The organism is Terriglobales bacterium, from assembly GCA_035624455.1.
In the GTDB taxonomy this organism is placed as follows: domain Bacteria; phylum Acidobacteriota; class Terriglobia; order Terriglobales; family Acidobacteriaceae; genus DASPRM01.
Genome location: DASPRM010000084.1, coordinates 1 through 10609 on the forward strand (window position 1 = coordinate 1; position 10609 = coordinate 10609).

At 58.5% G+C, this 10609-nt stretch carries 7 protein-coding genes; 2 read left to right on the forward strand and 5 right to left on the reverse strand.

The genetic code is table 11. The features are described 5' to 3' along the window. A partial coding sequence (locus VEG30_09220; protein HXZ80097.1) for a hypothetical protein occupies nucleotides 1-1831 on the forward strand: 1831 nt, incomplete at its 5' end. Nucleotides 1832-2273: 442 nt separating this feature from the next. Here VEG30_09220 and VEG30_09225 read toward each other — a convergent pair. The 4 genes from VEG30_09225 to VEG30_09240 all read right to left on the reverse strand — a co-directional run bounded on the left by VEG30_09225 (nucleotide 2274) and on the right by VEG30_09240 (nucleotide 9368). Further along, nucleotides 2274-3377 carry a hypothetical protein gene (locus VEG30_09225; protein HXZ80098.1) on the reverse strand — a complete coding sequence of 368 codons (1104 nt, stop codon included), beginning with the start codon at nucleotides 3375-3377 and terminating at the stop codon, nucleotides 2274-2276. Next, nucleotides 3367-5970, reverse strand: coding sequence for a protein kinase (locus VEG30_09230; protein ID HXZ80099.1), 2604 nt, complete (start codon nucleotides 5968-5970; stop codon nucleotides 3367-3369). Before VEG30_09230 ends, VEG30_09225 begins: the two co-directional genes overlap by 11 nt. Nucleotides 5971-6165: 195 nt before the next feature. Next, nucleotides 6166-8397, reverse strand: coding sequence for a serine/threonine-protein kinase (locus tag VEG30_09235; protein ID HXZ80100.1), 2232 nt, complete (start codon nucleotides 8395-8397; stop codon nucleotides 6166-6168). Between the two features lie 542 nt (nucleotides 8398-8939). Further along, on the reverse strand, nucleotides 8940-9368 hold the full coding sequence (locus VEG30_09240; GenBank protein HXZ80101.1) for a hypothetical protein: 429 nt from the start codon (nucleotides 9366-9368) through the stop codon (nucleotides 8940-8942). Between the two features lie 12 nt (nucleotides 9369-9380). Between VEG30_09240 and VEG30_09245 the strand changes: the two genes are divergently transcribed. Beyond that, nucleotides 9381-9533 (forward strand): PEP-CTERM sorting domain-containing protein, encoded by a 153-nt coding sequence (locus VEG30_09245; protein ID HXZ80102.1) that lies wholly within the window; start codon nucleotides 9381-9383, stop codon nucleotides 9531-9533. A gap of 109 nt (nucleotides 9534-9642) precedes the next feature. Here VEG30_09245 and VEG30_09250 read toward each other — a convergent pair. Beyond that, on the reverse strand, nucleotides 9643-10609 hold a 967-nt coding region (locus VEG30_09250; GenBank protein ID HXZ80103.1), incomplete at its 5' end, for a tetratricopeptide repeat protein.

The following is a 10609-nucleotide window of genomic DNA, read 5'->3' on the forward strand; positions in this document are numbered from 1 at the left end:
GCCCGATCCCGCGGATCCTGACATCGCTTATGGCGGCGACACCTATGGCCAATTGTTCCGCTTCGACAAACGCACCGGACAGTCGCAGGACATCTCCCCGGTGGTGGGCAACACCTTCGAGCTGACCATGCCGGAAAAGAAGCTGCGGTTCTCGTGGACGTCGCCGCTGATATTTTCTCCGCAGAATCCGCATGTGCTCTACTTCGGCGCACAGTATGTGTTGAAAACCAGCAACAGCGGCCAGAGTTGGCAGCGCATCAGTCCAGACCTGACGGGCAGAGCGCAAGAGCCGCCGCCGTCCACGCCGCCGACCGTAGCGAACGCGAAACGCCAGGGCTATGGTGTGGTTTACTCGATCGCGGCGTCAGCGATTCAGCCGGGACTGATTTGGGTTGGAACCGATAGCGGCCTTGTCCAACTTACGCGCGATGAAGGCAAGACTTGGCGCGACGTCACGCCCCCTGGCCTGGGAGACTGGAGCCGCATCAGCGTGATCGATCTTTCTCGCGTTGATGCGGGCACGGCATACGTCGCGGTTGACCGCCATCGTCTCGACGACTACCGGCCTTACATCTATCGGACGCGCGATTTTGGACAGACCTGGCAGAAGGTGAGCGACGGAATCGAAGCGCCTGCATACGTTCATGCAGTGCGGGAGGATTCCGCGCGCCAAGGTCTGCTATACGCGGGGACGGAGCTTGGTGTCTATGTTTCGTTTGACGATGGCGATCACTGGCAGCCGCTGCAGTTGAACCTGCCGGTCACGCCGGTGCACGACCTGGTAGTCAAGGGCGACGACCTGGTGATCGCCACGCACGGTCGGTCTTTCTGGATACTGGATAATCTCACGCCGCTGAGGCAGGTGCGTCCCGAACTCTCTACGACCGACACCTTCCTCTTCCAGCCACAAAACGCCATCCGGATGCGGCACAACGTAAATCGCGACACGCCCCTGCCGAAAGAGGAGCCGGCGGGTGAGAATCCGCCCCCGGGCGCTTTGATCGACTATTACCTCGGCGCTTCCACCCAGGTTCAGGGAGAGGTTGTGCTTTCCATCCTGGACAGCTCCGGCAATCTCGTCCGCCGCTTTTCCAGCAGCGATGCTGTCGAAGTCCCCGACCTGCCCCCGCCCTTTACCCAGGATTGGCTGCGTCCGCGGCCTCCGCTGGCGAAGACCTCGGGAATGCACCGCCTAGTCTGGGATCTGCGATATCCCAGTCCTCCCGCTGTGTATCACGAGTACTCCGGTGCGGTTGCTTATGGCCAGGACACGCCCGCGCTCCCCTTGGGACCTTTGGTGCTGCCTGGAGAATACGAGCTGAGATTCGAGACCGGCGGCCGGCCTTACAGTCAGCGCTTGCGGATTGACATGGATCCGCGCGTGCAGGTTTCCGCCGCGGAATTGAAACAGCAATTCGATCTGGAAATGCAGATTTCGCAAGCCATGAGCCGGGATTACGAGGCGGTGCTTGAGGGACAAAGACTGAGATCGCAGATTAAGCAGATCAGCAGCGCTGATCAACTACGTGAACAGGCGAATTCGCTGGATCACAAGATCGCCGATCTGCTCGGCGTAGAGGATCCCCCCAGGCCGGTGGGGAAGAGTCTGCGCTCGCTGAACCGCATCCTCGGCGATCAACTGGCGATAGTGGATTCGGCAGATGCTTCGCCGACCGAACAGGCGCAGCAGGTTTTTGCCGAGACCTTGGCTGTCCTCAACTCGCAGTTACAGGCATGGGCGGAACTCAAAGCTCAGGAGGTAGCTGCGTTCAATGCACTGGCGGAAAAAACCGGAGCCCGCCCTTTGTCGGTGGCTGAGTCAGCCAAGTAAGACAGTCTGCCGCGCTCCTGATACCGATCCTGCGCTGGGAACAGAGTGGTCCGTCACGCGATTCGGAGCCTCCCTGGCTTGAATTGCTTTTTCGTCGGAGTAGTTTTCCTGCACCCGGCGGCGCCGCCGGCGGTGTGGTAACCCAGGTACATGAAAAAAACGCGGAACATAGTAACGCTTGTTGCAGTAGTGGCAGCGGACAGCACGCAGGAAGGTACACAAAAGAAATAACCACTCAAAAAAGCTCTTGCGGCGAGAGCGATACATTTTTTCGCCGGTGCGGCACTGCGGGCATTGAGTCGAGAACCTGAGCATTCCTTTTATGCCTGAACTCCTGTTAATTGCTTGGTTGTTTTCTTCTCAATTGTTAACGGATTTCGGAATGATTGGAATCAGGAATTCGGGGTAGGAACCGGCGGCTTGGCCTGTAGTACAGGTGCTGCTATGGGGTTACGCCGTCATACACGGCGAGAATTTTCGGCGACACAACGCCGGGCGGTGGTGAAAAGCCGCCCGCGCGGCGGGCGATTTTGAATTCAGCCACAGCACTATCCAGCAGCGATTTCTGATCCGGAGTTGCCCCCGCAAGGTAATAGCGGGTGACCTTCGAGGCTCCAGCATAAAAGTGAGCCAGCGCCACTCTCAACTCCGAAGGGCTGGAGTAATTCGACAGCTTGGCTTCGGCGGTGTCGTAAGAACCCTTATAAAAATCCTGGATGCCTGCAACCAGAGCCCCTTCATCCACAGGGGCAGTGGGGGGTGTTGGAGTCTCAGGCGGGGTTGGGCTGTTGCTTTTGGCGATGATCCCCTGGACCCGCGCGATCCGCTGGCCTACGTTGTCGGGTCCGTTCCGCTTGATGGATTCGGCCTTGCGATAGCTGGCGAGGGCTTGCTTGTAGTTTCCATCTCTCTCGTATTTCCAGCCCTCAGCAAAGGCTTTCAGGTAAGCATCAATCTTGGTGATGTAGGTTTGTGCTTCTCCCTTGTGAGACCCATTCACCATGACCAGCAGGCTTCTCGACTCTACGAAGTTGTTCTTGTCATAAGCGTCGATACCCTGGCGAAGGAAGTTGGCCTCTTTTTCTTCCTGTTGCGCAGCCTGCTTCGACTGCTCTTCCTGTTTAGAGCGTTTCTGTTTGTCTGCTTCTTCCTTCTCCCGAGCATGCTGGCGGAGGGCCGCTATTTTATCCATCCACTCCTTCTTGGCGGATTGATACTTGGAAGTTTTGATTTTGTTGAACTGCTCTGCTGCGGCTTCGTAGCTGCCTTGCTGGAAAAGCGCCTGACCCTGCTTCAGGAACGCGGCATCAGCCGCGCGGGCCTGGTCGTTCTTCTGGCGCAGTTCCTCGCACTTGCTCACGGCTTTCTTATTCTTGGGATCTTCCTGCGCGGCCTGGCAGAAGTAGTCTTCAGCAAGTTCGGCGTTGCCGGACTCCAGCGCCGACTGGCCGTCCTTCATCAGGTCTTTCGATTTGCTCTTGGCTGCCGCAGGCAGGCTGATGGCGAGGCAAGCCAAAGCGACCAGAATTGCGCGCTTAGTAGGCATTGAGAATTCTATAAACATCCACTGCGGAAAACTCATGTGAGTACACCGCAGGCCGATCTTGCTCGATGTGAATCGTGCCCGAGTATTCGTCCCCGTTGGGCCCGGTCATGCGAATTTGATAATCGCCCGGCGGCAAGGACAAGCGGACTGGCGTTGCTTCATTGAGCTGGATCGTTTTTCCCGAAGACGGCTTCACTTCCATCACCCTGGCCCAGGGCACGGCATTGATTTCCAGTGATGAAAGAGTCGGCTTGGCGGGACCGCGGCGCGCAACCAGAGCGACCACCAACACCAACAATGCAGCCGCGGCACCGATCACAAGCATACGGCTCTTGCCGGGCACACCAATTGCAGTGGCAACCGGCTTCGGTGCGGCAGATGTCATCTGCCCTGCCGGGGCCGCTACCTGTAGTCGGGGAGAAGACCCGGCGGATGCCGTCATGGGAACAGAAGAGGGCGCAGCAATCGCTGGCTCTGAAGCGTGCCTTGATGTGGGCGCCGGTGTCGGCTGAATCGCAGGTGTCACCGGTACAGAAACTGGTGGCGGCGCACTGATTAACGGTTCCGCTGGTGCGTTTCCTATGGCTACGCTGCTCGCGCTGCGAACTGGGGCAGGCTCCGGTGGCTTTGGCGCAATGGGGGTGTGCTCCCCGGTATCCAGATCCTCAGGGCGAATCGGAGCTTTCTGCGGCACAGGAGTACGGACACTCAGCACGCTCACCGCGGTCGCGTCGGAATCACCGCGCGCGCGGTCTGGCGTCGAGACCTGAGCTGGGGGAGCGGAACTCGCATTTACTTGCGCGACCAAAACCTGAATGCGCGGGTCTGTCGGGTATTTGCGATACGCGCTGGAGACGACGTCCAGCGCCTTGGCGGATTTTCCCTCCTCCAGGAGACGCCGGGCCTCCCTTGCCCAGAGTTCGATCTGGCGATCCCGTTCCGCCATTTCGCGGCGGCTCTCGGCAGTGGCGCTGAGGCGCACCAGCACAGGCTCAGCGGGAAATTCTTGCAGGGCTTGCTTAGCCTCACGACAAGCTGAATCAAACTCGGAGGTATCCAGGGCGCGCTGAATCATCTCTGCCCGGTGCTCGATCTCCTGCTGCCGAGCCTCCTGCGCCCTGCCGGTTTCCACCAGCTCTTTCACCGCCACTACTTCCGGATTGGAAGGATCGAGCAATTCCGCCTGCTGAATCAGTTCCTGGGCTGCGGTGAAATTGCGCGAGCTGATCTTCAGGCGCGCGCTTCCCAGCAGTTGCCGAACCTGCTGCTGGCGGGTCTGCTGTCCTAGCTCGGTAAGAATTCTGGCATGCAGGATTTTCGCCTTGGTGTCCTGCGGCTCGGTATGAAGCGCTTCCTCGATGGCCTTGCGGGCCATGTCCAGTTCCCCGGCTTCGCGTGCGATGTCGGCTGCCTGCACCAGCTTGGCGGCCTGCGATTTGCGCAACATCGCCTGCTGTACGGTCTCGCGGAAGCTCAGCAAATCCGGGTCGGTCTTGCTGAGGCGGATAGCCTCATTAATGCGTTCCAGCGCGACATCCAGGTGCTTCTCAGAGAGAGCCTGCTCGGCTTCCGTTCGCAACTCATGCACGCGCTCGCGGCACTGCTGCTGCTCGATCAATTGCTGCACATCACGCAGCATCTGCTTGGCCGCGGGATGCTGAGTATCGACCTTGACTATGCCGGCCAGCAGATCTTTGGCCCTGGCGAGATCAGACGAAACAATGGCCTCCCGCGCCAGCTCCAGGGAATGATCGATGGTCTCGCGCTCCAGGGTCGCCTTCACCCGCGACAGGTCGAGCGCGAAGTCTTGTGCCGATTGATAACGCTGGGCGTAATCCTTGGCTAATGCCTTATCGAGGATTTCGTCCATTTCCGGCAGGTAATCGGCCAGACGAGTCCGCAATGATGGCGCGGGCTCGCGCAGAATCTTATTGATGATGGTGACGGTTTCGGGAGCGTCGAAAGGCAGCTCGTAGGTGAGCAGCTGATAGAGAACGATGCCGGTGGCAAAAATATCGGCGCGGCCGTCGACCGGACTTCCATTGAGTTGCTCGGGGGATACGTAGTTGAGAGTGCCAATGATCTGGCCGGTCTGGGTGAGCGCTTTGTCAAGGGTATGCGCGATGCCGAAATCCAGCAGCTTCACCTTGCCGTTGGGCTGCAGGATTATGTTGCCGGGCTTGATGTCGCGATGAACGATGCCGTGCTGGTGGGCGTAGTGCAGCGCATCGCAGACCTGGATGATGATGTCCAGCTTCTGGGCCGTGGAGAGCGGTTTTCGCCGGTTTATCATCTTCTCCAGCGATTCCCCATCCACGTACTCCATAACGATGTATGGATTTTCCCCGTCCTCGCCAAGGTCATAGATGACGATGATGTTGGAATGCTGCAGGGTTCCGGCGGCGCGGGCTTCACGCTGAAATCTCTGCTGCAGTTGAGGATCGTTGGAGAAGCGGACCATCATCCGCTTGATGGCCACCAGACGTCCGATCTGGGGATCGATGGCCTTATAGACCACACCCATCCCACCTTCCCCAATGACGTCGAGCACCTCGTACTTGCCAATTCGTGCAGCCGAAGGAGACGCAGCCATACCCATCCAATCCATGCAGCCGCACTGCTCACCCGGAGGAAAAGATGTTCAGAGCCAGCCGGTAGTACCTAGAAATCTATAGGGAGGGAGCGCAGCGGACAATGCCCTGCACAGCGCCGTTCCCATTAAATCTAGCATGGAAGGCTAAGGAAAGAAAGGCGGGGGCGAGGAAGGGTGGCTCTCGATTCGTTAAACCTACCGCTCCAGATTATCCGTAATCACCACCTTCGAGCCCGCTTCCACCGATACCATCTTCTCCAGGGGTTTATAGCCGGTCATGAACACCGTGACTTGATAGTTGCCGGGAGTGACGAAGAACTCCGCCGGCGAGGGCTTGTCGAGCATGCGGTGATTCACTTCGATGCGCGCCCCACGCGGCATCGTCTTCACCTCGATCGACGCCATTCCCTCAGGCACCCCGCCACCAAAGACCTTCTTGAATTTGCCGGTCACTTTGATGCTCTCTGTGTCGCCCATGGCCTGCAGCGTGGGCGAGACATGGAAATTCTGACCGGCGGCGAGATCGGCGGTGGAGGCGGCATCGAAATAACCGGCCTTGCTGAACGTCAGGGTGTGATGTCCCTTCTCGACATTGATCTGCGCCGGCGTGGTCTTACCCGTGGGCTTGCCGTCGATGGCGATGCTGGCCCCGGCAGGCTCGCTGGCGAATGAGATGGTGGCGAACAGCTCAGCTAATTTCAGGGACAGCGAGGAACTGCCGCCAGCAACCACCTGGACGACCTGCGATTGCGCTGCGTAGCCGCTCTTGGAGAGTGTCACGGTGTGCGAACCGCCGTTGAGCCCGGCGGCCGTGTAAGGCGTCACCCAGCTGGGATCCGTACGGCCATCAATCTGAATCTGAGCGCCAGCAGGGTTGGAGCTGATCGACACTTCTCCGGTCGTGACCACCGGCGCGGGGGTGGCCACTGCTACCACCTTTGCGCGCTTGTTGTTCTTCTTGGGGTTGGGATCTTTGCTGCGGACCACCTCGGGCGTCTGCGCTTCCTGCTCTACCGCGGTTGTATCCACCTGAGGCGGCGTGACCGGGGTCACGCTGACCAATTCCGGAGCGGGAGATGCTGCCGGCTTCTTCGAGCCGTGGAATCCCAGCACGGCAACGCTGGTGATCACCAGAAACAGCAGCACCGCGCCACCGCCATACATCAAAAACTGCTTCTGCTGGGGCGGCAGCGGCGGCAGCGTGGGCAACATGGGCCGTAACGTTGGCCTGGGGAAAGGCGGCGAAGCGGCGCGCTCGGCCGTGCGGTCCTGTGCGGAGGGCTGCTCTGTCACCGCCGGAAACACCTGACCCTGGACGATCACTGGAGGCGCAGCCGGAGGAGCAGGCGCCTTGGGCGCTGGCGCTGCTGCTTCCGCCGGAACCGGATTCTTGAATTCCAGATTCTTGAATTCGAGCGCGGGCGCCTGCGTCCGCCCAGCCGCCGCTCCATTACCCGGGTCGGAGAATGTCTCGAGCGAGCTCTGAAGCAAATCCATGCCCGATTGTGTCCGCGCCGTTCCCGAACTTACCGGGACAGGGGCGATGCCGGCTTCTACATTCGGCTCGCTGACCGGAGCGGCCACTCGCGAAGCCATGGTCTCGGCTCGTCCGAAATTCTTGTGGTTCTCGATTTCGTGAACCAACTCGGCGCCCGTCTGATAGCGATCTGCCGGCGACTTTGCCAGAGCCTTCATGATCACGTGGCTGATTCCAGGACCCAGCATCGGCTTCAGGTCCCGCGGCGGTTCCGGCATGTACTCCAGAATTTTGCCGGTCACTTCCCCGGGCGTGCCGCCCGAAAACGGCTTAATGCCTGTGGCCAGCTCATAGAGGATGGCGGCCCAGCTGAACATCGCGGAGCGCACATCCACCGGCTCACCCTTAACCTGCTCTGGGGAGAGATAGTGATAGATGTCGGGCAGCGGAGTCGTCTCGGCCAGCTCGGCGGGAGCCGGCTTGGGGACGCCAAAATCCATGATTTTTACGCTGCCGTCCCACTCGATCATCACATTGGCCGGACGCAGGTTGGGATGAACCATGCGGTGCGATTGCGCGTGGTCGAAAGCCAGGCAGGCCTGACGAGTCATGTCCACCAGGTCGCCGGTGGAAACCTCGCTGCGCCCGAGCAGCATGGCTTGCAAAGTTAGGCCCTCGACATATTCCATGACTACGAAAAAGCAGCCTTGATCCTCGCCGCCACCATAGATGCTCACAATATTCGGACTGCTGAGGGCACTGGCCGTGCGCGCTTCGGCCTGGAAACGGCGAAGCTGCTGCTGGGCTTGGGGGGAGGGTACGTCCAGACGAAAAGTACGAAGGGCCACCGGGCGGTGGAACTTGGGATCGAAGCCCTTGTACACAGATCCGAAGGGATGCTGCGTGATTTCGGCTTCGACCTTAAAGCGGCCTATCATTTCTGGAACCATTGCTTCCTCGCAAAACCGCCAGATTTCGGCGACACCTCTCGCAGGTACCCGCAGGGGAGGGAAAATAGAACATAGTCCAGTCGGGCTATCGAAGGGAGATTACGCAAGTACCGTGACGCCCGGAGGGGTATTCAACTGGTGACGCACGGAAAAAACCGGCAAAGATGCCCCAAGATTACAGCCGGACTCGGGTAGTCCCCATGCATTCGCGGCTCCGCCAGGAAATAGTTCAGGTAAATCGCGGAGTTCTCCTTATTCAGGGCGACGAACAGCACGCACAATCGGTGGTGCTGATTCGGACGCCAACTGGGAATGTGACGTTCCGAAGAGGGAATGTTGCTGCCCAAAGGTGTGCAATAAAGTGCCGCTTTCGGGAGTGCCCGACTTTCAGGGCAGTCGTGGAAATCGATGTAGAGGCAAGAAATGATGGGGGTTAATCGTACTTTGCATCAGACGCGAGTGGGCTTTTACTTGCTGAATAGCAACCCAGCCAAAGTCACGAGAGGTGGAGTGTGAGGAGAATCGTCGTCTGTCTAACAGTTCTATTCTTGCTTGGAATTATTGCGGCCCCAGCGGCCCTTGCGGACCCGGTTGTTGATCCAGGCTTTAACCCCGGCGGCTCTCCTTGCCAGTTCCCTAGGGACACGATCCTTAACACCAACGTCTTTCCCCAACTGAACTTCAACTCCTCGGATCCGAGCAAGAATATATTCAACTTTTGCAACGAAACCGGGCACACACTGACTAACCTCGATTTTACGGTCAATACGGGCACGACCCACATCGATCACACTCAAGTTGATTGCACCACGGGAGATGTATTCAGCAAGTGCGTGGTTACGAATCTGTCCGGGAATCTTCTGGACGTTTTCATCTCCGGTCCTCCGGGAGTCCCGGATTTCCACCACTGCTCCGAGGAGGGGGATGACAATTCTCAGGGGGATGAGGATGATGACGAAGGCTGCGGGCACTTATTCATTAATATGAACTGCCCTGCGGGTGCGACGAGTTGTGGGCCGTGGCCGGACGGTACGACGGCCCAGGGCGTCGCCAACGTTCCCGAACCCATGAGTGCTTTTCTGCTGGGCTCAGGCGTGCTGGTAGTGATTCGCCGCCGCTACGGCAAGCGCAGCTAGTCTTCTGTAATCTAAGTCGGTTGATGAAACTGCCCTCTTCGGAGGGTAGTTTCATTTTGGTGCCTTGCCTAAGGGCTGTGGAGTTCTGTCTGGAAGCCAGGTGACCTGGCTACTTGCGAGCTTGTTGCGTGTACTGCTTTACGAGGCTCTGGTACTGCGGCTGGTTTGCCAGGGAAGTGAATTCTGGATCGTTGGTAATCATGCTGACCGGGAAGCCTTTTTCGCAAGCCGTCTTGAGAGCTTGAATCGCTTCCTGCGAGCGGTTGCCTAAGGTGTCCACCACGGCCTCTGTGTACAACAGGTCAACGTCGTTGGCGTCGACCGAGCGGGCACGCCGGAGAAAGTTTTGCGCCAGCGAATCGTCACCTTTCTTCGCGTAGTAAAGCGCCACGTGCCGGAGTGCGTCCGCCTGACGAGGATTAACCTGCAGTTCCTTTTGGGCGAGGGCAATGGCTTTATCGTAGGCAGCGTTCGCTTTTTCTTTCTGCCCTGACCAGCGATAAGCATCTGCCAAATTTCCCACCGCCTGTTCCTGGTTAGGGCTGAGCTCTACCGCCTTTTCAAACATCTTTACCGAGTCTTCATAGCGCTTCAGGTAAAAGTAAGCTGTGCCCAGATTGGAGTAACCGATCTGATAATTGGGATCCACCTCCAGAGCTTTTTGGAACCAGGGAATAGACTCGTTCCACTGCGATTTCTGGAAGTAGACGATGCCGGTGTCGGAATAGCCGACCGCATTCTTGGGCGCAAGTTCGATGACCTTCTTATAGCCTTCCAGGGCGTTGTCGTAATCGCCAAAACTCAGATACGCGTTGCCCAGCGCCAGGTAGTTGTACCAGTAATAGGAATTAACGCTGATCGCCTTCTTATAAGCATCGAGGGCTTCATTTTTTCGTCCCGCGGCGCGGTAAGCGTCCGCCAAGCGGCGGTAGCCTTCATCCGAGTTAGGCGCCAGTTGCAAGGCTCGCTGCAATTCGGCGATTGCTTCTGTCGATTTTCCGGTAGCGCCATAGACCGAGCCCAAAGCAAAATGAACTTCGGGTAGATTGTCGTTCAGCCGCGCCGCCTGCTCCGCC

What these genes read in the sequence shown, in the direction of transcription:
- VEG30_09235 (HXZ80100.1), bottom strand. Translation starts at nt 8,397, where the DNA reads ATGGTTCCAGAAATGATAGGCCGCTTTAAGGTCGAAGCCGAAATCACG.
- VEG30_09230 (HXZ80099.1), bottom strand. Translation starts at nt 5,970, where the DNA reads ATGGCTGCGTCTCCTTCGGCTGCACGAATTGGCAAGTACGAGGTGCTC.
- VEG30_09245 (HXZ80102.1), top strand. Translation starts at nt 9,381, where the DNA reads ATGAACTGCCCTGCGGGTGCGACGAGTTGTGGGCCGTGGCCGGACGGT.
- VEG30_09225 (HXZ80098.1), bottom strand. Translation starts at nt 3,377, where the DNA reads ATGCCTACTAAGCGCGCAATTCTGGTCGCTTTGGCTTGCCTCGCCATC.